Source organism: Streptomyces sp. NPDC047028 (assembly GCF_040644095.1).
Classification (GTDB): domain Bacteria; phylum Actinomycetota; class Actinomycetes; order Streptomycetales; family Streptomycetaceae; genus Streptomyces.
Genome location: NZ_JBEYVS010000004.1, coordinates 62,509 through 84,689 on the forward strand (window position 1 = coordinate 62,509; position 22,181 = coordinate 84,689).

Consider the following 22,181-nt stretch of genomic DNA (forward strand, 5'->3'; position numbering starts at 1 on the left):
ACAACTCGACCTGGTTACGGTACGCGCGGCTACGCCATCCGGTCAAACCGACGGCGGCCGAGAGACACTTGTCCACAGCCTGGGGACAACAACTTGAACCGTACCCGTCGCGCTGACTACCGTGACTGGACTCTGATTCGTTCCCTTATCCCCGACCGCCCCGATTTACATCCCGACCAGTCCCAGAACCACACGTTCGTGGGACCCGTGAGAGAGCGTGCCCTGTGGCTGACGTACCTGCCGATCTTGCCGCAGTGTGGCCACGAGTACTCGAGCAGCTCCTCGGCGAGGGTCGCGGGCAGGGGGTCGAAGGGAAGGACGAGCACTGGATCCGGCGCTGCCAGCCCCTCGCGCTGGTCGCGGACACCGCCCTGCTCGCGGTGCCGAACGAATTCGCGAAGGGCGTGCTGGAGGGCCGTCTCGCACCGGTCGTCAGTGAGACCCTCAGCCGTGAGTGCGGCCGCCCGATCCGCATCGCGATCACCGTGGACGACTCCGCGGGCGAACCGCCGGCCCCCTCCGCAGCGCCCACACCGCCCGCGCCCCCCGCGCAGCAGCCGCGTTACGAGGAGCCCGAGCTGCCGTCCGGGCCGTACGAGGGCTACGGCCGGCACCGGGGCGGCGACGCGCACCCGGGCACCGAGACCGGACCCCGCGCCGACCAGCTGCCCACCGCCCGGCCCGCCTACCCGTCCGAGTACCAGCGCCCCGAGCCCGGCGCCTGGCCGCGGCCGGGACAGGACGAGTACGGCTGGCAGCAGCCGCGGCTCGGCTTCCCGGAGCGCGACCCCTACGCCTCGCCCGCGCAGGACGGCTACGGCACGCCCCCGCCCCAGGACTACCGCCAGCAGGGCGCGGAGCGGCCCCCCTACGAGCAGTCGTACGACCAGAAGCGCGGCGAGTACCCCGGTCCGCGCCCGGACTACGACAAGCCGCGCCCGGACTACGATGGCGGCCCGCGGGCGGCCTACGACGCTTCCGGCTCGGACTACGACGGCCCGCGCTCGGACTACAGCGACTCGCGTTCCGACTACAGCGACTCGCGTTCCGACTACGACGGACCGCGCCCCGACTACGACGCGGCCCGCTCCGAGTACGACCCCTCACGGTCGGACTACGAGGGTCGCGACCAGGGCCGACGCGAGCTGCCCGAACAGCAGGGCGGGAACGGGGCCGTCCGACGGGGCGGTCCGGGCCGGCCGGAACTGCCGTCGCCCGGCACGAACGGCGGCCACGCTGGGCACACCGGCCACTCCGGCCCGGGTGGTCCCAGCAGCCACGGAGGCCCCGGGGGCCCCAGTGGCCCCAGTGGCCCCGGCGGTCGTGGTGTTCACGGTGCGGGCTCCGGATCCGGGCCCGCCTCCCGCGGAGGTCAGCCGGCGTCGCCGAGCGGGCCGGGCGAGCCGACCGCGCGGCTGAACCCCAAGTACCTCTTCGACACCTTCGTCATCGGCGCCTCCAACCGCTTCGCGCACGCGGCCGCGGTGGCCGTCGCCGAGGCGCCGGCCAAGGCGTACAACCCGCTCTTCATCTACGGCGAGTCGGGCCTCGGCAAGACGCACCTGCTGCACGCCATCGGGCACTACGCGCGCAGCCTCTACCCGGGCACGCGCGTGCGGTACGTCAGCTCGGAGGAGTTCACCAACGAGTTCATCAACTCGATCCGCGACGGCAAGGGCGACAGCTTCCGCAAGCGCTACCGCGAGATGGACATCCTGCTCGTCGACGACATCCAGTTCCTCGCGGACAAGGAGTCGACGCAGGAGGAGTTCTTCCACACCTTCAACACGCTCCACAACGCCAACAAGCAGATCGTGCTCTCCAGCGACCGGCCGCCCAAGCAGCTGGTCACCCTGGAGGACCGGCTGCGGAACCGTTTCGAGTGGGGCCTGATCACCGACGTCCAGCCGCCCGAGCTGGAGACGCGCATCGCGATCCTGCGCAAGAAGGCGGTGCAGGAGCAGCTGAACGCGCCGCCGGAGGTGCTGGAGTTCATCGCCTCGCGCATCTCGCGCAACATCCGCGAGCTGGAGGGGGCGCTGATCCGGGTGACGGCGTTCGCGTCCCTCAACCGGCAGCCGGTGGACCTGGGCCTGACGGAGATCGTCCTGAAGGACCTGATCCCCGGGGGCGAGGACAGCGCGCCCGAGATCACGGCGACGGCCATCATGGGGGCCACCGCCGACTACTTCGGGCTGACCGTGGAGGACCTGTGCGGCACCTCGCGCGGGCGCGCGCTGGTCACCGCCCGGCAGATCGCGATGTACCTGTGCCGGGAGCTGACGGACCTGTCGCTGCCGAAGATCGGCGCGCAGTTCGGCGGCCGTGACCACACCACCGTCATGCACGCCGACCGCAAGATCCGCGCGCTGATGGCAGAGCGGCGCTCCATCTACAACCAGGTGACGGAGCTGACGAACCGCATCAAGAACGGCTGACCGGCCGCCGTACGCCGGCACCGAGGGCGCCTTCGGGAGGGATTCCCGAAGGCGCCCTTCGCCGTCCACCGGCACGCGTTCTCTCCGCTCGGCGCTCCCTCGGCCGCTTTCACCGGCTCCGTCCCGCGCCAGTCCCGCGCCGCCGGTGTTCGAATAGCTGCCGGGTTACGGCCTTTCTCCACAGATTCGGGGACTTTTTTCCGTCCACATCCTGGGGACCGCGAAGTTGTCCCGAGCGGCGTCCACAGGGCAGCCGCCGTAGCCCCGAAGCCCCAGGTCAGATGCCTGTGGAATCGTGGACAAAGGATCTCCACAGACTGTGGACAACGCGGAGATCCACAGGCCGTGCACGGAGTTGTCCACGGGGAACCCACAGGCTGAGCCCCGCTGTCCCCAAGAATCGCGCCCTTCTCCACAAGTCTGTCCACTGTTCGGCAACGCGACGCACCCTGTCACCGCGTCGAGTGAAAGGCGTCACACGAAGGTGCCGAAGGGGGCTGTGGGAAACGTCGCCGAACCTGGGGACGCAGCTGGGGAGAACTCGCCCTTCCCTGTGGGCGGAGTGTGCAGAACTTTCTGTTCTCCACAGAAGAGGCGAGTTGTCCACCGGCTCCGCCCACAGGGGCAGTGGACAAAATCTGGGCCCTGAGCTGGGAAAACGAAGTTATCCACGGTATCCACAGCCCCTACTACTACGACCAACTAGAGAGAGCTCGGAATCAGTTTTGAAGCGGGGCCTGTGCACAACTCGCCCTCGGTCGCCCGACCGTCCCTCGGAGCGACTTGACCCCGACGGGCACCTACTGTCAGTGCGGTGCGTCAGACTGGTCCCCGGTGTCCTTCCCATCGCAGGGGGCGGTGACACCGAGTCGGAGGACTCAGTAGCAACAGCAGGAGGCGGCTTACGGTGAAGATCCGGGTGGAACGCGACGTACTCGCGGAGGCAGTGGCGTGGGCGGCACGCAGCCTCCCGGCCCGTCCGCCGGCGCCTGTCCTCGCCGGCCTGCTGCTGAAGGCCGAGGAAGGCCAGCTGAGCCTGTCGAGCTTCGACTACGAGGTCTCCGCGCGGGTGAGCGTCGAGGCGGAGGTCGAGGAGGAGGGCACCGTCCTCGTCTCCGGCCGGCTCCTCGCCGACATCTGCCGCGCCCTCCCCAACAGGCCGGTGGAGATTTCCACAGACGGTGTACGGGCGACGGTGGTCTGCGGCTCCTCGCGCTTCACGCTCCACACACTGCCTGTGGAGGAGTACCCGGCGCTGCCGCAGATGCCGACCGCCACCGGCACGGTCCCCGGCGAGGTCTTCGCGGCCGCCGTCTCCCAGGTGGCCATCGCCGCCGGCCGTGACGACACGCTGCCGGTCCTCACCGGTGTGCGCATCGAGATCGAGGGCGACACCGTCACCCTGGCCTCCACCGACCGCTACCGCTTCGCGGTCCGCGAGTTCCTGTGGAAGCCGGAGAACCCGGAGGCGTCCGCCGTCGCCCTCGTCCCGGCGAAGACGCTGCTCGACACCGCCAAGGCGCTCGGCGCGGGCGACACCGTCACGCTGGCCCTGTCCGGTTCGGGCGCGGGCGAGGGGCTGATCGGTTTCGAGGGAGCGGGGCGCCGTACGACGACGCGGCTGCTGGAAGGCGACCTGCCGAAGTACCGGACGCTGTTCCCGACCGAGTTCAACTCGGTCGCCGTGATCGAGACCGCGCCGTTCGTGGAGGCCGTCAAGCGTGTGGCGCTGGTCGCCGAGCGGAACACCCCGGTGCGGCTGAGCTTCGAGCAGGGTGTGCTGATCCTGGAGGCCGGGTCGAGCGACGACGCACAGGCTGTGGAAAGGGTGGACGCGCAGCTGGAGGGCGACGACATCTCGATCGCCTTCAACCCGACGTTCCTGCTGGACGGGTTGAGCGCGATCGACTCGCCGGTGGCGCAGCTGTCGTTCACGACGTCCACGAAGCCGGCGCTGTTGAGTGGGAAGCCGGCGGTGGATGCGGAGGCCGACGATGCGTACAAGTACCTGATCATGCCGGTGCGGTTGAGCGGCTGAGGTCGTTGTCCACTGCCGTTGTCCACAGGGTCGGGTGCTCTTGTGGGCGCCCGGTGCTGTGGCTGGGCGAGGTGGGTTTCGCTTACTGGCGCCTGCCGGGTGCCTCCCCCACTCTCGGCTTCGCTCGAGCGGGGGGACCCCCACCGCCCACCCGTGCCGCCCTGGGGGTCCCCCCAGGCCCTTAAGGCACTGGGGGAGGCACGCATGCCCGCAGCCAACGAGTGCTACGTCCGGGTTTAGGGTCGTACGTGGGGGCGAGAGTGCCTCTCATGTCATACAGCGACCTAAGGAACACAACTGATGGAGCTCGGTCTCGTCGGCCTCGGGAAGATGGGCGGCAACATGCGCGAGCGGATCCGCCGCGCGGGCCACACCGTCATCGGATACGACCGGAACGCGGACCTCGCGGATGTCCACAGCCTGGAAGACCTTGTGGGCAAGCTCAGCGCTCCGCGCGTGGTCTGGGTGATGGTCCCGGCCGGCGAGCCGACGCAGACGACCGTCGACCGGCTGGCCGAGCTGCTGGAGCCCGGTGACGTGGTCGTGGACGGCGGCAACTCCCGCTGGACGGACGACGAGAAGCACGCCGGGGAGTTGGCCGCCAAGGGCATAGGCTTCGTCGACTGCGGGGTCTCAGGCGGCGTCTGGGGCCTGGAGAACGGGTACGCGCTGATGTACGGCGGCGACGCAGAGAACGTCGCCAAGGTCCAGCCCGTCTTCGACGCGCTCAAGCCGGAGGGCGACTTCGGCGCGGTGCACGCCGGGAAGGCCGGCGCGGGCCACTTCGCGAAGATGGTCCACAACGGCATCGAGTACGCGATGATGCAGGCTTACGCCGAGGGCTGGGAGCTGCTGGAGAAGGTCGACTCCGTGGAGAACGTCCGCGAGGTCTTCCGCTCCTGGCAGGAGGGCACGGTCATCCGTTCCTGGCTGCTGGACCTCGCCGTGAACGCCCTGGACGAGGACGAGCACCTGGCCGGGCTGCGCGGCTTCGCCCAGGACTCGGGTGAGGGCCGATGGACCGTGGAGGCGGCCATCGACCACGCCGTGCCGTTGCCCGCGATCACGGCCTCGCTGTTCGCGCGGTTCGCCTCCCGGCAGGAGGACTCGCCGCAGATGAAGATGATCGCCGCGCTGCGCAGCCAGTTCGGCGGCCACGCCGTGGAGAAGAAGTAGCCGGAACAGGACAGGAAGGAGGTCGGCGGGACGACCATGCACGTCACGCATCTTTCGCTGGCCGACTTCCGCTCGTACGCCCGGGCCGAGGTTCCGCTCGACCCGGGCGTCACCGCCTTCGTCGGCCCCAACGGACAGGGCAAGACCAACCTCGTCGAGGCGGTCGGCTACCTCGCGACCCTCGGCAGCCACCGCGTGTCCTCCGACGCCCCGCTCGTGCGCATGGGCGCCGAGCGGGCGGTGATCCGGGCGCAGGTCCGTCAGGGCGAGCGGCAGCAGCTGGTCGAGCTGGAGCTGAACCCCGGCCGCGCCAACCGGGCCCGGATCAACCGGTCCTCGCAGGTGAGACCGAGGGACGTGCTGGGCATCGTACGGACGGTGCTGTTCGCGCCCGAGGACCTCGCGCTGGTCAAGGGGGACCCCGGCGAGCGGCGCCGGTTCCTGGACGAGCTGATCACGGCGCGCTCCCCGCGCATGGCGGGCGTGCGCTCGGACTACGAGCGGGTGCTCAAGCAGCGCAACACGCTCCTGAAGACCGCCGCGCTCGCCCGGCGGCACGGCGGACGTGCCATGGACCTGTCCACGCTGGACGTGTGGGACCAGCATCTCGCGCGCGCGGGAGCCGAGTTGCTGGCGCGGCGGCTGGACCTCGTCACGGCGCTGCAGCCGCTGGCCGACAAGGCGTACGAGCAACTGGCGCCGGGCGGCGGTCCGATCGTGCTGGAGTACAAGCCGTCCGCTGCGTACGGGCTGTCCGCCGACGACAAGCCGTCCGGGTCCGGCGACGCCCACGCGCGCGAGGACCTCTACGCGCAGCTGATGGACGCGCTCACCGAGGTGCGCAAGCAGGAGATCGAGCGCGGGGTCACCCTGGTGGGCCCGCATCGCGACGATCTGGTGCTCAGGCTCGGTCAGTTGCCGGCCAAGGGGTACGCCTCGCACGGCGAGTCCTGGTCGTACGCGCTGGCGCTGCGCCTCGCGTCGTACGACCTGCTGCGCGCGGAGGGGAACGAGCCGGTGCTCGTGCTGGACGACGTCTTCGCCGAGTTGGACGCCCGCCGCCGGGAGCGGCTGGCCGAGCTGGTCGCCCCCGGCGAGCAGGTGCTGGTCACGGCGGCCGTGGACGACGACGTGCCGCATGTGCTGGCGGGCGTCCGGTACGCGGTGGCCGGCGGGACGGTGGAGCGGGCGTGAGCAGCGAGCAGCCGCCCCCCGGCAGCGACGGGAACGCGGGCGCGCGGAAGCCGCCGGGCACGGGCGAGCCCTCCGGTGTCGACCTCGCGCGCGTGGCGTTGCGCGCCGCGAAGGAGCAGGCACGCGCGCGGGGGGACGCGGCGAGGCAGAAGAAGCAGGCGCGGCGCGGGGGCGGTCTGCGCTCCGGCGCGCGCGCGGACGGGCGCGACCCGATGGCGCTGGGCGCCGCGATCAACCGGTTGATCACCGAGCGCGGCTGGGAGGCCCCGGCCGCGGTGGGCGGCGTCATGGGCCGCTGGCCGCAGATCGTCGGGGAGGACCTGGCGAAGCACTGCGTGCCGCAGCGCTACGACGAGGACGAGCGGGTGCTCTCCGTGGCCTGCGACTCCACGGCCTGGGCGACCCAGCTGCGGCTGCTGGCCCCGGCGCTGGTGGCGCGGCTGAACCAGGACCTGGGGCACGGCACGGTCCGGGTGATCAAGGTCAACGGCCCCGGCGGCCCGGCCCGCCGCTACGGCCCGCTGCGTGCTCCGGGGAGTACGGGACCCGGCGACACCTACGGGTGACGCACCGGATCCACGGCTGAGGCTCGGGATCCACGGCTGAGGCTCGGGATCCACGGCTGAGGCGCGGGATCTGCGGGTGACGCACGGGTGACGTACCTCACGTCCTGAAGGTCCCGGGCGCCGTCGCCGTACCGGCGGGCCCGTCCCTGTCCACAGCTGTGGATCACGAGCTGACCCCCCAGTAGCCAAGGGTTGACGGCCCGAAGCGCTGAGTGCCGCTGTGAGCCGCTTGGAGCCCCCTTCCGTATATCGGTACCCGGCCGAGACCATTTTGGGGCGGCACATGAGGACTCAGGTACCGGCAAACCCCCATCACTGTCGGTGCTACCGGTAGACTGGGAGACAATCCCGCCCCGCTGTGGGGACCGCCCGGGAAACGCTGAGCAACGCTGATCAAGGCTTACCAACGCAACATGCCGCAGCCGCTCCGGCAACCTGCCGACGAGCCCGGCTCGTGCTGTGCCAGAAAGGGCGCTTCGTGGCCGATTCCGGCAACCCCAACGAGAACATCCCGTCCACCGACGCCGGCGTGAGCGGCGAGGCCACCGCCTCCTACGACGCCAGCGCCATCACCGTGCTGGAAGGCCTGGACGCGGTCCGCAAGCGACCGGGTATGTACATCGGTTCCACCGGTGAGCGCGGTCTGCACCACCTGGTGTACGAGGTCGTCGACAACTCGGTCGACGAGGCGCTGGCCGGGTACGCGGACACGATCGACGTGACGATCCTCGCCGACGGCGGTGTCCGGGTCGTCGACAACGGCCGTGGCATTCCGGTGGGCATCGTGCCCTCGGAGGGCAAGCCGGCCGTCGAGGTCGTGCTCACCGTGCTGCACGCGGGCGGCAAGTTCGGCGGCGGCGGGTACGCCGTCTCCGGCGGTCTGCACGGCGTCGGTGTCTCCGTGGTGAACGCGCTGTCGTCCAAGGTCTCCGTCGAGGTCAGGACCGACGGTCACCGCTGGACGCAGGACTACAAGATGGGCGTGCCCACGGCCCCGCTGGCCAAGCACGAGGCCATCGAGAAGACCGGTACGACGGTCACCTTCTGGGCCGACGCGGAGATCTTCGAGACCACCGAGTACTCCTTCGAGACGCTGTCGCGGCGCTTCCAGGAGATGGCGTTCCTCAACAAGGGTTTGACGATCAAACTCACTGACGAGCGCGAGTCGGCGAAGGCCACCAGCGGTGCGGACGAGGCGGGCGCGGACGAGAAGGCCGAGGTCAAGGCGGTCACGTACTACTACGAGGGCGGCATCGTCGACTTCGTGAAGTACCTGAACTCCCGCAAGGGCGACGTCGTGCACCCCACGGTCATCGACCTGGAGGCGGAGGACAAGGACAAGAGCCTGTCCCTCGAGGTCGCCATGCAGTGGAACGGCGGCTACAGCGAGGGCGTGTACTCCTTCGCGAACATCATCCACACGCATGAGGGCGGTACGCACGAGGAGGGCTTCCGCGCGGCCCTGACCAGCCTGATCAACAAGTACGCGCGCGACAAGAAGCTGCTGCGCGAGAAGGACGACAACCTCACCGGTGACGACATCCGTGAGGGTCTGACCGCGATCATCTCGGTGAAGCTGAGCGAGCCGCAGTTCGAGGGCCAGACGAAGACCAAGCTGGGCAACACGGAGGCCAAGACCTTCGTGCAGAAGGCGGTCTACGAGCACCTCAACGACTGGTTGGACCGCAACCCGGTGGAGGCCGCGGACATCATCCGCAAGGGCATCCAGGCGGCCACCGCGCGCGTGGCGGCCCGCAAGGCCCGCGACCTGACCCGCCGCAAGGGCCTGCTGGAGTCGGCGTCCCTGCCGGGCAAGCTGTCCGACTGCCAGTCGAACGACCCCACCAAGTGCGAGATCTTCATCGTCGAGGGTGACTCGGCCGGCGGCTCGGCCAAGTCCGGCCGCAACCCGCAGTACCAGGCGATCCTCCCGATCCGCGGCAAGATCCTCAACGTCGAGAAGGCGCGGATCGACAAGATCCTGCAGAACCAGGAGATCCAGGCGCTGATCTCCGCGTTCGGCACGGGTGTGCACGAGGACTTCGACATCGAGAAGCTCCGCTATCACAAGATCATCCTGATGGCGGACGCCGACGTCGACGGCCAGCACATCAACACCCTGCTGCTCACGTTCCTGTTCCGCTTCATGCGGCCGCTGGTCGAGGCCGGGCACGTGTTCCTGTCCCGCCCGCCCCTGTTCAAGATCAAGTGGGGCCGTGACGACGTCGAGTACGCGTACTCGGACCGCGAGCGCGACGCGCTGATCGAAATGGGCCGCCAGCGCGGCAAGCGCGTGCGCGAGGACTCGATCCAGCGCTTCAAGGGTCTCGGCGAGATGAACGCCGAGGAGCTGCGCGTGACCACGATGGACCAGGAGCACCGGGTCCTCGGCCAGGTCACCCTGGACGACGCCGCCCAGGCCGACGACCTGTTCTCGGTCCTGATGGGCGAGGACGTCGAGGCCCGGCGCCAGTTCATCCAGCGCAACGCCAAGGACGTCCGCTTCCTCGACATCTGAGTCGGTCTCAGCTGACCGCACCAGGAAGGATCCCCACCAGCAATGGCCGACGAGAACACTCCCGCGACGCCCGAAGAGGGCGGCGAACTCGCGATGCGCATCGAGCCCGTCGGGCTCGAGACGGAGATGCAGCGCTCGTACCTGGACTACGCGATGTCCGTCATCGTGTCCCGTGCGCTGCCCGACGTCCGTGACGGTCTCAAGCCCGTCCACCGCCGCGTGCTGTACGCCATGTACGACGGCGGCTACCGCCCCGAGCGCGGCTTCTACAAGTGCGCCCGTGTCGTCGGCGACGTCATGGGCAACTACCACCCGCACGGCGACTCCTCCATCTACGACGCCCTGGTCCGTCTCGCCCAGCCGTGGTCGATGCGGATGCCGCTGGTGGACTCCAACGGCAACTTCGGCTCCCCGGGCAACGACCCGGCCGCGGCGATGCGGTACACCGAGTGCAAGATGGCGCCGCTGTCGATGGAGATGGTCCGCGACATCGACGAGGAGACCGTCGACTTCACGGACAACTACGACGGCCGCTCCCAGGAGCCGACCGTCCTGCCGTCCCGCTTCCCGAACCTGCTGATCAACGGCTCGGCGGGCATCGCGGTCGGCATGGCGACCAACATCCCGCCGCACAACCTGCGCGAGGTCGCGGCCGGCGCCCAGTGGTGCCTGGAGAACCCGGACGCCTCGCACGAGGAGCTGCTGGACGCGCTGATCGAGCGGATCAAGGGCCCGGACTTCCCGACGGGCGCCCTGGTGGTGGGCCGCAAGGGCATCGAGGAGGCGTACCGCACCGGGCGCGGCTCGATCACGATGCGCGCGGTGGTCGAGGTCGAGGAGATCCAGAACCGCCAGTGCCTGGTGGTCACGGAGCTGCCGTACCAGACGAACCCGGACAACCTCGCGCAGAAGATCGCCGACCTGGTGAAGGACGGCAAGATCGGCGGCATCGCGGACGTCCGTGACGAGACGTCGTCCCGCACCGGCCAGCGCCTGGTGATCGTCCTGAAGCGGGATGCGGTCGCCAAGGTCGTGCTGAACAACCTGTACAAGCACACCGACCTGCAGTCGAACTTCGGCGCCAACATGCTGGCCCTGGTCGACGGCGTGCCGCGCACCCTGTCGCTGGACGCGTTCATCCGGCACTGGGTGACGCACCAGATCGAGGTCGTCGTCCGCCGTACGCGCTTCCGCCTGCGCAAGGCCGAGGAGCGGGCGCACATCCTGCGCGGCCTGCTGAAGGCGCTGGACGCGATCGACGAGGTCATCGCGCTGATCCGGCGCAGTGACACCGTGGACGTCGCGCGCACGGGCCTGATGGGCCTGCTGGAGATCGACGAGATCCAGGCCAACGCGATCCTGGAGATGCAGCTGCGGCGCCTGGCGGCCCTGGAGCGGCAGAAGATCGTCCAGGAGCACGACGAGCTCCAGGCGAAGATCACCGAGTACAACGAGATCCTCGCCTCGCCGGTCCGCCAGCGCGGGATCGTCAGCGCGGAGCTGGCCGCGATCGTCGAGAAGTACGGCGACGACCGCAAGACCAAGCTGATCCCGTACGAGGGCGACATGTCCATCGAGGACCTGATCGCCGAAGAGGACATCGTCGTCACCGTCAGCCGCGGCGGCTACGTCAAGCGGACCAAGACGGACGACTACCGCGCCCAGAAGCGCGGCGGCAAGGGCGTGCGCGGCACGAAGCTGAAGGAAGACGACATCGTCGACCACTTCTTCGTCACCACCACGCACCACTGGCTGCTGTTCTTCACCAACAAGGGCCGGGTGTACCGGGCGAAGGCGTACGAGCTTCCCGACGCCGGCCGGGACGCGCGCGGGCAGCACGTGGCGAACCTGCTGGCCTTCCAGCCGGACGAGTCGATCGCCCAGATCCTCGCGATCCGCGACTACGAGGCGACGCCGTACCTGGTGCTCGGCACCAAGGCGGGCCTGGTCAAGAAGACGCCCCTGAAGGATTACGACTCGCCGCGCTCCGGCGGTGTCATCGCGATCAACCTGCGTGAGCGGGAGGACGGCACCGACGACGAACTGATCGGCGCCGAGCTCGTCTCGGCCGCCGACGACCTGCTGCTGATCAGCAAGAAGGCGCAGTCGATCAGGTTCACCGCCTCGGACGAGACCCTGCGCCCGATGGGCCGCGCCACCTCCGGCGTCAAGGGGATGAGTTTCCGTGAGGGCGACGAGCTTCTCTCGATGAATGTGGTGCGACCGGGTACGTTCGTGTTCACTGCCACGGACGGCGGGTACGCGAAGCGGACCCGCGTCGACGAGTACCGCGTCCAGGGTCGCGGCGGCCTCGGCATCAAGGCCGCCAAGATCGTGGAGGACCGCGGTGAGCTGGTCGGCGCGCTGGTGGTCGAGGAGCACGACGAGATCCTCGCCATCACCCTCTCCGGCGGTGTGATTCGTACGCGAGTCAGCGGGGTCAGGGAGACGGGCCGTGACACCATGGGCGTCCAGCTGATCAACCTGGGCAAGCGCGATGCCGTGGTCGGTATCGCACGTAACGCCGAGGCGGGACGCGAGGCGGAGGAGGTCGACGGCGAGGACGTCGTCGACGAGACCGCCGAGGGTGCCGCGAGCACCGGCACGGACGAGGGTGAGGCGCCCTCGGCCGAGTAGCACGAGGAGTGAGTCACGTGAGCGGAGCCACGGGCGCCGGATCGGCCGGTACCTCAACGGGTACGGACGCGGACGGCGGCGGCCGTGGCTCCGGCGCGCGTGCGAAGCGGGCGAAGGGCAAGGCGGGGGCCGCGCAGGCGGCCTCCGCCGGGGCCTCTGCGGCGGCCGCCCGGAACGCGCCCGATCCGCACACGACGAACCTCAAGCCGGTGAAGGCCTCCGCGGCCGGCCCGCGCGATTCTTCGCCGGACTCTTCCGACAAGCATGGATCCCAGGGGGGAACTGTGACGGACACCCGAGGACCGCAGACGGCGGCCGGTTCGGCCGCCCCGGGCGGAACGCAGTCGTCCTCCCCGCTGCCCGGCGAGCGCGGCCCGCAGCAGCCGGCCGGCCCCTACCACCCGCCGCAGGCCTACCCGGCCCAGGGCGTCGCCGGCACCGCGGGCGTCGCCGGGAGCACGGGCGGTGCCGCCGGGGTACGGCGCCCCCGCACCGGCGCGCGCACCACGCCCCGCACCCGCAAGGCGCGGCTGCGCGTCGCCAAGGCCGACCCGTGGTCGGTGATGAAGGTCAGCTTCCTGCTCTCCATCGCGCTGGGCATCTGCACGATCGTCGCGTCGGCGGTGCTGTGGATGGTCATGGACGCGATGGGCGTGTTCGCCACGGTCGGCGGCACGATCTCGGAGGCGACCGGCTCCAACGAGTCGAACGGCTTCGACCTCCAGTCGTTCCTGTCGCTGCCGCACGTCCTGATGTTCACGGCGATCATCGCGGTCATCGACGTCGTCCTCGCCACCGCGCTGGCGACCCTCGGCGCGTTCATCTACAACCTCTCCGCGGGCTTCGTGGGCGGCGTCGAGCTGACCCTCGCGGAGGACGAGTAGCGGGAGCCTCGCCGAGGACGAGTAGCGGGCCCTTGCCGAGGACGAGTGGCGGGGCCGGCGAAATCCGGCCCCCGCACCCCCCGCCACGTGCCCTGACGGTCCCCCGACAACCGATTTTGGGACTTCCCCGGTCGTGCGCTAATCTTCAGGAGTCAGCGCGCGGGACAACCCCCGCAGAGCGCGGCGGGGCTATAGCTCAGTTGGTTAGAGCGCATCCCTGATAAGGATGAGGCCACAGGTTCAAATCCTGTTAGCCCCACCAGCGAAAAGACCCCCGGATCTCGGTCCGGGGGTCTTTTGCCGTTCGACGCCGTCCGAGGCCGTCAACCACCGTGGGCCCTGTCGCAACTTGTGCGAAGGGGGGACTGATGGCGTACGACGGTGGGGACGGCCTGGGGGCCGGGTCGGGTGCGCTCACCTACGAGGTGCTGGCGGCCGAGGCGCGGCGCCAGGCCGCGCTGCCCAGGCCGAAGGGCGCGGGGCCGCCGGGAGGCGGACGCCCGGACGGCGCCGTGGTGGCGGGTGCCGACGTTGCGGCGGATCTCAGGTCTGTCCGCCCTCGTCCCGGCGGCGATCTATGCGGTTCTCGTCCTGGTGATCTTCGTGCTGGTCGGGGATTCCTCGCTGGTGCCGCAGGCCCTGTTCGTGCTCCTGGTCTCGGTGGGCCTGGCGCTCTACGGGGGCTCCCGCCTGCTCGGGGGTGGGGGCGCCAGGGCCAGAGCCCTGGCCGCCGCGGCCTGCGCGCCCGGCCCCGTGTCCAAGCGGTACGCCCTGCTGTACGACCCGCCGTGGGGCGGTGCCGCCCTGCTGGTTGCTGTTCCCGGCCGGCGGGAGCGACCACGTCGGGCCCGAGGCGGTACTGGAGCTCTGGCCCCTGCCGCTGCCCCAGCCCCGGTTCGCGGGTCGACGCGGGCTGTCGGCCGATCTGCCGGTGGAACCCGTGGGCGAGCTGGAGGTCCGTGGCCGTACGGACGAGTCGCCGCTGGGCGTCCCCTGGATCGACGGGTGCGCGTACTGGCCGAAGCTTTCCTGCGGCGGCGACGACCTGAAGGGGGAGCGGGGCCGAGCCCTGGTGGACCGGCTGCTGGCCGATGCGGGGGACAGGGAAGCGGTCGAGCCGTGAGATCAAGGAGTCGGTACGAATTCGTGAGAAGGGGCTGAGGTCGCCCCGGACAGCGCGAGACCCCCGGGCCTGAGCTGGCGCCGGGGGTCTTCCGTGTCGACTGGTGCGTACGCAAGTCGCCGTCTGGTCGATACGTCCGCGGTACGGGGGGTGACTGGCTCAGCAGTCGAGAGGGGCCAGGACTTCGTCCAGGAGGTCGGCCGTGTCGGGGAGGGAGCGGTGGCGGCAGCTGGGGGACTTGCCGTGGGCCTCGGCCCGGATGCGCTGCTTCATCGTGGGGGGCAGGGCGCTGGCGTGAGGTGACCAGGTCCACTGGTGGGCCGCCGGGATCGGCGGGATCGTCCGCTGCGCGGTGTTCTCGACCGGGCTGGAGTTCTGGGGCGTGGCCGCCGCGGTGGTGGCGGTGACGAGTCCCAGCGCCGTGCACAGCGCGAGGAAGGCGGTGACGATGGCGGTCCACAGCTTCATGACCTTGTTCTGGGTCATGGCCCCTCACTTTCGGGTCAGGCGATTTGCGTACTTTCCTCATGATGTGTATGTGGGCCGGGAAGTGGTGGACCTCGGCTCGTGGCGCGGCGATGTTCAGATGAACACCACTCGGATGGGCGCAAGAAGGGCGGAAACCTCATCAAACCGGCGAGGTGCGGCGAAGAAGGGCAAAGTGACCGTCCGTGAGGGTGTGATCACCCTCAGATCAGAACGGCTCCGTCCCGCCGTATCGCTCGGTGGTGAGCGGGAGTTGAGGGGCGGACGCAGGTCACCGATCGGTATCGGTCGGTGTGTATAGTCGGGCGCCAGAGGTCCCCTACGTCAAGGAAAGACGAGGTCGCGCGGTGAAGAAGCTGCTCCTGGTCGCACTGGCCGCCATCGGCGGGCTCCTCGTGTACCGCCAGATCCAGGCGGATCGCGCCGAGCAGGACCTGTGGACGGAGGCGACTGACTCCGTGCCCACGGGTTCGTGAGTACCGGTACCGACACCAGAATCTGAACAGACCCCGGCCGCCCGCGCGGCCGGGGTTTTGTGTGCCGCCCGGCGGCCGCGCGGATTGCGGGGATGACCGGGGTGCGTTAGGGGCAGGATGGCCACGGTCCGGCGGGTGGCCGCCGAGGACACGAAGGCATCTGGAGCAGCAGGGGGTGTGGCGCGTGCGGGGGTGGCGTGATCGGTTGCCCGCGGCTGCGCGGTGGTGTGCGGCCGGCACCCGGGCGGGGCGTCGTACGGCGGTCGTCGCGCTCGTGCTGGGTGCACTGGCCGCGCTGCCCGGCGGGCCCACGGCGACGGCCGCCGGCGGACTGTCGTACGGCTTCACCCCCGGCGACCTGGTCGTGGGGGGCGCCACCGGCACCGCCGGCGCCCCGCTGCTGGAGCCCGGCCGGACCTACCGCGGCTCCATCCCGCCCGGCGGCAGGCTCTACTACCGCCTCGAACTGCACGCCGGCACCACGGCGTACGTCCCCGTCACCGCCGTACCCCCGGCCGGCGCCACCGTGGCGGCCACCGACGGCATCCGCGTCTCGGTCAAGGACGCGCACGGCGGCTCCTGCTCCTACGCCTCCGAGCAGTTCGGCGCCGGACTCAGCCCCCGGCCCGTCACGGCCGTCGGGCAGCGCCAGGCCGGCAAGGCGGTGTGCCAGGGGGCCGGGACGTACTACGTGCTCGTCGAGCGGCTGGACTCCGGCGGCACGGGCGCCGAAGCGTCCGGGAGGCCCGGGGCGTCCGGCGGGCCCGGGGCGTCCGGTGATACGACGGGCCCCGTGCGGCGCTGGGGTCTGGAGATCGCGCCCGTCACGGAACCGGCCCTGGCGAAGGCCGGGGCGACCAGTGCGCCGGGGGGCTGGAACTCGGCCTCGCCCGAGCCCGTCACCGGTCAGGCCCGGTGGCGGTCGGGCGGTACCGGGTTCGCCTTCGCCCGCCCGCTCGGGCCCGGAGTCTGGCAGACCCGCATCACCCCCGGCGAGACCCTCTTCTACAAGGTGCCGGCCGACTGGGGGCAGCAACTGGCGGCCACCGCCGAACTGGGCGGCTCCTCCGGCGGCCACGGCTATGTCGGCGGCGCGCTGAACCTCGCGCTCTACAACCCCGTGCGCGGGTCCGTCGACAACGCGGCCCTCGGCTACACCGGCACCGCGAAGACCACCGCCCTCGATCCAGCGCCGCCCGTGGAGTACGCCAACCGGTACGCCCCAGTCAGCGGCGTCAGCTCCGTCCGCTTCGCCGGCGACTACTACCTGGTCCTGCACCTGAGCACGCGGATGAGCGACACCTTCGGGGCGGGACCCCTCACGGTGACGCTCCGGGTCCGGGTCGACGGGCGGGCGCACGACGGGCCCGGCTACGCCGGCAAGCCGGTGCCGGCCGGCGTCTTCACGGTCACGCCGGGGGACCGTCTCGCGGCGGAGCCCGGCGGCGCGGGCGGCACCGGCGGTAGCGGGGGCGGCGGTGACCCCGCGATGAAGGTGGTCGCCGCCTGCGGGATCGGCGCGGGGACCGCCCTGCTGCTGGTGCTGGGTGTGTGGACGGTCGTGGCCCGGCGGGCTCAGCCGCGGGCGAGCGCCCAGAAGCCGACGGCGTAGCAGGCGAGCGCAAGGAGCAGGATCGGTATCGCCGCCTTGGCCGGGGGACCGGGGCGGCGGCCCGTGCTGCGCCGCGCCCGTGCACGGCCGTGGGCGCGGTGCGTGCGGGGCGCCGAAGGGGCCTCGGCGGCCGCCGGCTGTGCCGGGCTCCCGTTCTGTGGATCGTGAGCGGTGTACGACGCCGTGGAGGTGTCGACGTGGGGGCGCGGGTGCGGCGGTGGCGTCGCTGTGGGCGGGTGGGGCGGCCAGGAGGTCCCGGACCAGGGGGAGTCGGGCCGGCTGGAGGGATTCCGGTGGGTTGGGTCCGTCCGCTCGTGGGGTGCGACCGCGGGGGAGGGATCGGCGACCGCACCGGCCGGGTGGCCCGTGCGGTCCTGCCCCGGCGGCGGGGCGTACGGCTGTGAGATGTACGGCCGTGGGGTGGGCTCCGGAGGCGTCGCAGGCTGGGGCGGCGGGAGGGGGAAGCTGCCGGTGTCCGACATGGCCGGCAGCGGGGGCGCCGTACCGTGCCCGGTGGTGAGGCGGGGGTCGGTGGGCGGCGTGGCGCCCGTGGGGGGTGTGGCGTCGGTGCCGGTCGGCCGGCTCGGGCGCCGCAGCTCGGGGGCCACCCCGGACGCCGCCTTGAGCGGCCCGTCCGGTGCGAACCCGGACGGCAGCGGGCCGAGTTGGTCGAAGATCTCGATCAACTCGTCGTCCGGGCCCGGCTCGGGCAGGAGTTCCCGGGCCGTGGCGAGCGCCTTGCGCGCCCCCGTGGCCGTGCGGAAGCGGGCCTCCGGATCGGGCTGGAGGAGGGTCGCGACGACCTGCCAGAGGGGCTCCGGAATGCCCGTGGGCGGCCCCGGTGTCCCGTTGTCGACGAAGTAGTCCACGAGGGCCTTGGCGTCCGGCTTGGCGCCCTCCAGGAGATACAGGGCGACCAGCCCTACGGCGAACAGGTCGGCGGGGAAGTCCGGTTCGGCGCCCAGCAGTTGCTCGGGTGCTAGATAACCCGGCGTGCCCACCACGAGGTTGGTCTCGGTCAGGCGGGGCTCGCCGAGCCGCATGGCGATGCCGAAGTCGGACAGCCGCAGCCGCGGCCGGCCGGTGCCGGTGGCCTCCAGCAGCAGGTTCGCGGGCTTGATGTCGCGGTGGACGACGCCTTCCGCGTGCACCGCGGCGAGCCCGGACAGGAGTTGGTCGAGCAGGGTGCACACGAACGCCGGCGGAAGGGAGCCGTAGTCGCCGACGAGGTGGACGAGGCAGCCGCCGGCGACCAGGTCCATGGTGAACAGCACCTGGTCGTCGTCCGCGGCCCAGCTGGCCGGGGCGAGCACGTGCGGGTGGTCGATGCGCAGCGCCTGCTCCCGGACGAAGCGGAGCAGTGTGTGGGCGTCCCGCTGCTGGAGCACCTTGGCGGCCACATAGCGGCGCCTGCGGTGGTCCCAGGCACGCCAGACGGCGCCCACCCCGCCGCGCCCGATCGGGTCGGCCAGCTCGTACCGGCCGGCGAACACCTCACCCATGGCAGTCCGTCGCTCCTCCCCCTCGGTCCCCCGCTACCCCCTCGCCCCCGCCGGCATGCGACGCGGGCGGCGCGTGCCGGCTCAGGCCGCCCAACCGTCCTGGGCCGCGGGACCGGCGGGACCTGACCGCTCTGCGACATCGGAAACTCTCCCGTGTCCCGGCCCCCCGTGTCCCGGTCCTCCGTCCCGGCTCCCCCGATGCCGGTCCTGCCTCCCCGTCGGCCCCCCGCTCGAACCCCGGCTCCGGCCCGGCTCCCGGACCCCCTTCCGGTGTGCCGGGCCGTGCGCTCAGTTCTGGTGGGACTGGTAGTGCGCGACCGCGTCGGACGTGCGGCCGGCGCCGTAGACCCGGAGGAACTCCGCCAGTTCGGGCTGGCTCCCGGCGAGGGTGTCGGCGGCCTCGATGATGTCACCGGCGGCGGCCACCGAGCGCAGGAGCGACTGGATCTCGCGCACCACCCGCTTGACCGTCGGGGCCCCCGAACTGCTCGTCGTCTGCGTGGTGTTGCTGAGCACCGAGCCCCCCTGCGACTTCTTGATCTCGTCCATGCGCTCCGTCGCCTCGGCCGCACTGACGCTGCCGTCCGCGGCCTGTGCCGCCAGCTCCTGCAGCAGCTGCACCCGCTGGACCACGGCGGGATTGCCGATCTTGGCGCGCTGACCGCTCATCAACTGCGAGAGCATCGGCGCGGACAGTCCCAGGACTGCCGCGAGCCGGGCCTGGTTGAGCCCGAGATCGTCGATCAGCTTACGGAAGAGCGCCCCCAACGGCTCCCCGTACCAGTTCCGCTGCAGCTCCCGCGCTCTCGCGGTGGCTTCCTGCTGTGCGGCGTCCATTGCGTCTCCCCATCGCTTCCCCTGAAAACCGCGGTTCGCTGTAGCGAACCACGTCGAGCATCTTACGGAGCGTGGTCATTCGCGGGGAGCCCCAATCTTTTTGCCAGCCACGGGGGGTGACCCGGTATTCTGGTCTGCGGCACCCGCCGGTACGCGGTTCGTTCGGCCGGTGCTTCCCTCACGGGGCCTTAGCTCAGTTGGTAGAGCGCTGTCTTTGCATGGCAGATGTCAGGGGTTCGACTCCCCTAGGCTCCACTGCAGGTCAGACGCCCTCCGAGATCCGTCTCGGGGGGCGTTCTGGTGCCCAGAGTCCGCATAGGGTCCACATCGCCAAACGATCACGGTTTGGTGTCCGCGATCCCGGGCACTTGAACAAAACGTTGAGCGCTTGATTAGAGTGCCTAGCGAGAGACGAGGACGGCGCGGCTCCCCACGTGCGCCAGACAGAGGCTCGTCGTCACCTGCGGGATGTCGGATGGGGAGATCCGGCCCGCGGGCGGCGGCCCCCGCCGAGGAGATCGGCGGGGGCCGTGCGTACAAACGTAGACCGCCCCACCCCGGACAGGGGGTGGGGCGGCTTGCTCTGACCGTGTCAGAGCGAGGACGGCGGGGCCCGGCGGACAGAGGTACGCCGGGCCGCCATCCCGCCCGCGCACGCGCGCGGGCGCCTGTGCGGGGGGTGGCCGTAGGGGCCGACCCCCGTCATTTGCCCTGTGCAACGGTCAGGTACTCGCACCATTTCATCCGAAGCGCCTTGATCACAAAAAGCCTTCTGGTGGCAGGCTGACAACGGATGACGCAGGTCACAGCGTTTGACGGATGCCGCACGACTCGCCCGACGCCGATGCCTGGAAGCTCGAAGAACGCCGCCGCATCGGCCGGCGCCTCCGCGACGAGCGGCTCCACCGCAACCTCACCCAGGAGCAGGTGTTCCTGGCGGTGCCGCTGAACCGGAGTCACTACCAGGCCATCGAGTCCGGCGACGCCAATCCGACCCTGGATGTCCTGCTGCGTATCTGCCGGGTGATCGGCGTACGGCTCGATCTCGTCCGGTGATGGCCGCCGCCCGGCGCCGTAGATTCCGAGCGGCGGCCGACTCCAGGCAGCACCCCAAGTTCGCCGTCGGGGACCGCTGGAGACCCTGCCCGTTCATGACCCCATCGTCGCGGGCCAGGGACGGCGCCTACGTGGCCGGCTCCGCGCGGGCCCGCCGGCACATCCTCTGCAGCCGATACAGGCCGCGGCCGACGGCGCAGCCCGCGGCCGTGTCTTCCGTCGTGCACAGAGTGCAGGTAGTGCTGTGGTCCAGGAGCGCGCGGCGGGCATAGCGGGCCGTGCAGGCGTGGCAGGCACGGGGGAACCAACGCATGCCGCAGATGGAGCTGCTGCCGTGGAGCGGGCTGGTGCGCTCGCCGAGGTCGACGGCCGTCTCCGCGTTCAGGGGGGTGCCGCACCAGACGCAGTCCCGTCCCCGCGTCCGGTCGACGGCGAGCCCGTCCAGCTGCGGGAGTCTCGCGGCCAGCACGTCTACGACCTCGGCCGGAAGGTCCAGCGCTACGGCGGTCATGCCGGGGTCTCGGCTCGCTGCTGGAGGGCGTCGGCCAGGCGGAGTGCGATGTCCGATCGGACCCGGCCCAAGTCGACTAGGCGGAGGCTCGGGGATGCCACGTCGACCGCGAGGGACGGGAGGACGATGCCGGCCTGGTCGAGTGCCGTACGCAGGCGCTCGACGGCGACGAAGGGATCGACGACGGGGGGTGCGGGTTTGGAGGCCATGGCTCGGACGCTACGGACCGCCTGACCCGGTCGCCTACGTGATGTTCTCGAATGTTCGCGCAGAGTGGCCGAATGTTCTCCTGTGGTCTCAGGCCGTCGCCGTCACCCTGTAGAGGAGCCCGCTGGCTCACCGTGATGCTGGTGCCCCAACCACCCGAGGGAGGCGACATGGCACGACGACTGCGGTTCAACGGCACGGACAGCAAGAACGGCGCATGCCCGGCGATCCACGAGGACCTCGACACCCGCGAGGTCATCGTCCAGGGCAAGCCGCTCACGGACCCGGATGACCTGTCCCAGCTCCAGCACTTCGGGCCCGGCGACGCTGCCGTGGTGGTGCCGCGCGAGCTGCTCGTGAACCACGGCCCGAAGGAGATGGAGCGTGTGGCCAAGCTGATCGGGCCGGACGAGTTCGCGCGGCTCTTCGAGACGTTCGAGTATTCCGCCTGGCACCTGGAGACCAGGCGCGGCTACGCCTCCGACCGTGAGGACCTGGGATACGCGGAGTTCCTCCGCACCGGCACAGCGCCCATGGACCTCGGCAGCAGTTGGTGCGCGAACATCCGCCGGCAGACGAGCGCCGGCAAGTACGTCGGCAGGGTCCGCATCGTCGACAACCCGCCGGCCGAGGGTCAGCAGTTCCTCCTCAGCTACGCGGCCTGCAACGCGGCTACCGGCGAGGACGTACGCAACCTCTGGCGCGAGGACGCACAACGGTTGCACCTGCCGGACGAGGACTTCTGGCTGTTCGACAGCCGCCTGGTCGTCGTGCTCCACTTCGATCACGAGGACGTCCTCGGCGACCTGGAGATCATCACGGAGCCCGCCGTCGTCCTGCGGTACTGCCAGGTGCGGGACGCTGCCGTGCACGGGTCCGTACCGTACGACGAGTTCGCGGCGCAGCTGCACGACTGACCC

18 protein-coding genes and 2 tRNA genes are annotated in these 22,181 nt (G+C 70.8%); 15 read left to right on the forward strand and 5 right to left on the reverse strand.

Features of this window, described 5'->3' with window-relative positions; all coding sequences use genetic code 11:
• Nucleotides 1-224 precede the first annotated feature (224 nt).
• From dnaA to ABZ854_RS05290, 10 genes are all read left to right on the forward strand, one after another.
• Entirely contained in the window at nucleotides 225-2,438 is a 2,214-nt protein-coding gene (gene dnaA / locus ABZ854_RS05245) for a chromosomal replication initiator protein DnaA (protein WP_361204516.1), read from the forward strand.
• A gap of 907 nt (nucleotides 2,439-3,345) precedes the next feature.
• Nucleotides 3,346-4,476, forward strand: a complete 1,131-nt coding sequence (gene dnaN / locus ABZ854_RS05250) for a DNA polymerase III subunit beta (protein ID WP_129308022.1) — start codon at nucleotides 3,346-3,348, stop codon at nucleotides 4,474-4,476.
• A 300-nt stretch (nucleotides 4,477-4,776) separates the two neighbouring features.
• Entirely contained in the window at nucleotides 4,777-5,652 is an 876-nt protein-coding gene (gene gnd, locus ABZ854_RS05255) for a phosphogluconate dehydrogenase (NAD(+)-dependent, decarboxylating) (RefSeq protein WP_361204519.1), read from the forward strand.
• Nucleotides 5,653-5,688: 36 nt separating this feature from the next.
• Nucleotides 5,689-6,846 carry a DNA replication/repair protein RecF gene (gene recF / locus ABZ854_RS05260; RefSeq protein WP_361204522.1) on the forward strand — a complete coding sequence of 386 codons (1,158 nt, stop codon included), beginning with the start codon at nucleotides 5,689-5,691 and terminating at the stop codon, nucleotides 6,844-6,846.
• Nucleotides 6,843-7,412, forward strand: a complete 570-nt coding sequence (locus tag ABZ854_RS05265) for a DciA family protein (RefSeq protein ID WP_361204525.1) — start codon at nucleotides 6,843-6,845, stop codon at nucleotides 7,410-7,412. Before recF ends, ABZ854_RS05265 begins: the two co-directional genes overlap by 4 nt.
• Nucleotides 7,413-7,866: 454 nt before the next feature.
• Nucleotides 7,867-9,930, forward strand: coding sequence for a DNA topoisomerase (ATP-hydrolyzing) subunit B (gyrB, locus tag ABZ854_RS05270; protein ID WP_129308018.1), 2,064 nt, complete (start codon nucleotides 7,867-7,869; stop codon nucleotides 9,928-9,930).
• Nucleotides 9,931-9,972: 42 nt separating this feature from the next.
• Nucleotides 9,973-12,567: a DNA gyrase subunit A gene (gene gyrA, locus ABZ854_RS05275; RefSeq protein WP_361204528.1), complete on the forward strand. Its 2,595-nt coding sequence runs from the start codon at nucleotides 9,973-9,975 to the stop codon at nucleotides 12,565-12,567.
• A gap of 17 nt (nucleotides 12,568-12,584) precedes the next feature.
• Nucleotides 12,585-13,451, forward strand: a complete 867-nt coding sequence (locus tag ABZ854_RS05280) for a DUF3566 domain-containing protein (RefSeq protein WP_361204531.1) — start codon at nucleotides 12,585-12,587, stop codon at nucleotides 13,449-13,451.
• A gap of 185 nt (nucleotides 13,452-13,636) precedes the next feature.
• Nucleotides 13,637-13,713: transfer RNA gene (locus ABZ854_RS05285), tRNA-Ile, on the forward strand.
• Nucleotides 13,714-14,247: 534 nt separating this feature from the next.
• Nucleotides 14,248-14,574 (forward strand): hypothetical protein, encoded by a 327-nt coding sequence (locus ABZ854_RS05290; protein ID WP_361204534.1) that lies wholly within the window; start codon nucleotides 14,248-14,250, stop codon nucleotides 14,572-14,574.
• Nucleotides 14,575-14,733: 159 nt separating this feature from the next.
• Here ABZ854_RS05290 and ABZ854_RS05295 read toward each other — a convergent pair whose 3' ends face one another.
• Nucleotides 14,734-15,060: a DUF6344 domain-containing protein gene (locus ABZ854_RS05295; RefSeq protein WP_361204537.1), complete on the reverse strand. Its 327-nt coding sequence runs from the start codon at nucleotides 15,058-15,060 to the stop codon at nucleotides 14,734-14,736.
• A gap of 347 nt (nucleotides 15,061-15,407) precedes the next feature.
• On the opposite strand from ABZ854_RS05295, the gene ABZ854_RS05300 reads away from it, so the two are divergent.
• Complete coding sequence (locus tag ABZ854_RS05300; RefSeq protein ID WP_003999697.1) at nucleotides 15,408-15,536, forward strand: DLW-39 family protein; 129 nt, start codon at nucleotides 15,408-15,410, stop codon at nucleotides 15,534-15,536.
• Nucleotides 15,537-15,741: 205 nt separating this feature from the next.
• On the forward strand, nucleotides 15,742-17,148 hold the full coding sequence (locus tag ABZ854_RS05305; RefSeq protein ID WP_361204540.1) for a hypothetical protein: 1,407 nt from the start codon (nucleotides 15,742-15,744) through the stop codon (nucleotides 17,146-17,148).
• Here ABZ854_RS05305 and ABZ854_RS05310 read toward each other — a convergent pair.
• Together ABZ854_RS05310 and ABZ854_RS05315 are read right to left on the reverse strand one after the other, a co-directional pair.
• Entirely contained in the window at nucleotides 17,112-18,650 is a 1,539-nt protein-coding gene (locus ABZ854_RS05310) for a serine/threonine-protein kinase (RefSeq protein ID WP_361204543.1), read from the reverse strand. The genes ABZ854_RS05305 and ABZ854_RS05310 overlap by 37 nt on opposite strands.
• A 288-nt stretch (nucleotides 18,651-18,938) precedes the next feature.
• Nucleotides 18,939-19,487, reverse strand: a complete 549-nt coding sequence (locus tag ABZ854_RS05315; protein WP_361204546.1) for a DNA-binding protein — start codon at nucleotides 19,485-19,487, stop codon at nucleotides 18,939-18,941.
• A 182-nt stretch (nucleotides 19,488-19,669) separates the two neighbouring features.
• Between ABZ854_RS05315 and ABZ854_RS05320 the strand changes: the two genes are divergently transcribed.
• Both ABZ854_RS05320 and ABZ854_RS05325 read left to right on the forward strand, forming a co-directional pair.
• Nucleotides 19,670-19,742 (forward strand) — tRNA-Ala (locus ABZ854_RS05320).
• Between the two features lie 564 nt (nucleotides 19,743-20,306).
• The gene (locus ABZ854_RS05325; RefSeq protein WP_361204548.1) at nucleotides 20,307-20,543 is read left to right on the forward strand and encodes a helix-turn-helix transcriptional regulator; all 237 of its coding nucleotides are present in this window, start codon (nucleotides 20,307-20,309) and stop codon (nucleotides 20,541-20,543) included.
• Nucleotides 20,544-20,670: 127 nt separating this feature from the next.
• Here the strand turns inward: ABZ854_RS05325 and ABZ854_RS05330 are convergent, their stop codons facing one another.
• Together ABZ854_RS05330 and ABZ854_RS05335 are read right to left on the reverse strand one after the other, a co-directional pair.
• Nucleotides 20,671-21,054: a hypothetical protein gene (locus ABZ854_RS05330; protein WP_361204551.1), complete on the reverse strand. Its 384-nt coding sequence runs from the start codon at nucleotides 21,052-21,054 to the stop codon at nucleotides 20,671-20,673.
• Entirely contained in the window at nucleotides 21,051-21,263 is a 213-nt protein-coding gene (locus tag ABZ854_RS05335; protein WP_361204554.1) for a hypothetical protein, read from the reverse strand. The genes ABZ854_RS05330 and ABZ854_RS05335 overlap by 4 nt, the downstream gene beginning before the upstream one ends.
• 168 nt (nucleotides 21,264-21,431) lie before the next feature.
• Between ABZ854_RS05335 and ABZ854_RS05340 the strand changes: the two genes are divergently transcribed.
• Nucleotides 21,432-22,178, forward strand: a complete 747-nt coding sequence (locus ABZ854_RS05340) for a DUF6879 family protein (RefSeq protein ID WP_361204557.1) — start codon at nucleotides 21,432-21,434, stop codon at nucleotides 22,176-22,178.
• Nucleotides 22,179-22,181 lie beyond the last annotated feature (3 nt).

What these genes read in the sequence shown, in the direction of transcription:
- ABZ854_RS05330 (WP_361204551.1), bottom strand. Translation starts at nt 21,054, where the DNA reads ATGACCGCCGTAGCGCTGGACCTTCCGGCCGAGGTCGTAGACGTGCTG.
- ABZ854_RS05335 (WP_361204554.1), bottom strand. Translation starts at nt 21,263, where the DNA reads ATGGCCTCCAAACCCGCACCCCCCGTCGTCGATCCCTTCGTCGCCGTC.
- ABZ854_RS05315 (WP_361204546.1), bottom strand. Translation starts at nt 19,487, where the DNA reads ATGGACGCCGCACAGCAGGAAGCCACCGCGAGAGCGCGGGAGCTGCAG.
- gnd (WP_361204519.1), top strand. Translation starts at nt 4,777, where the DNA reads ATGGAGCTCGGTCTCGTCGGCCTCGGGAAGATGGGCGGCAACATGCGC.
- gyrA (WP_361204528.1), top strand. Translation starts at nt 9,973, where the DNA reads ATGGCCGACGAGAACACTCCCGCGACGCCCGAAGAGGGCGGCGAACTC.
- ABZ854_RS05340 (WP_361204557.1), top strand. Translation starts at nt 21,432, where the DNA reads ATGGCACGACGACTGCGGTTCAACGGCACGGACAGCAAGAACGGCGCA.
- recF (WP_361204522.1), top strand. Translation starts at nt 5,689, where the DNA reads ATGCACGTCACGCATCTTTCGCTGGCCGACTTCCGCTCGTACGCCCGG.
- ABZ854_RS05310 (WP_361204543.1), bottom strand. Translation starts at nt 18,650, where the DNA reads ATGGGTGAGGTGTTCGCCGGCCGGTACGAGCTGGCCGACCCGATCGGG.
- ABZ854_RS05295 (WP_361204537.1), bottom strand. Translation starts at nt 15,060, where the DNA reads ATGACCCAGAACAAGGTCATGAAGCTGTGGACCGCCATCGTCACCGCC.
- ABZ854_RS05325 (WP_361204548.1), top strand. Translation starts at nt 20,307, where the DNA reads ATGCCGCACGACTCGCCCGACGCCGATGCCTGGAAGCTCGAAGAACGC.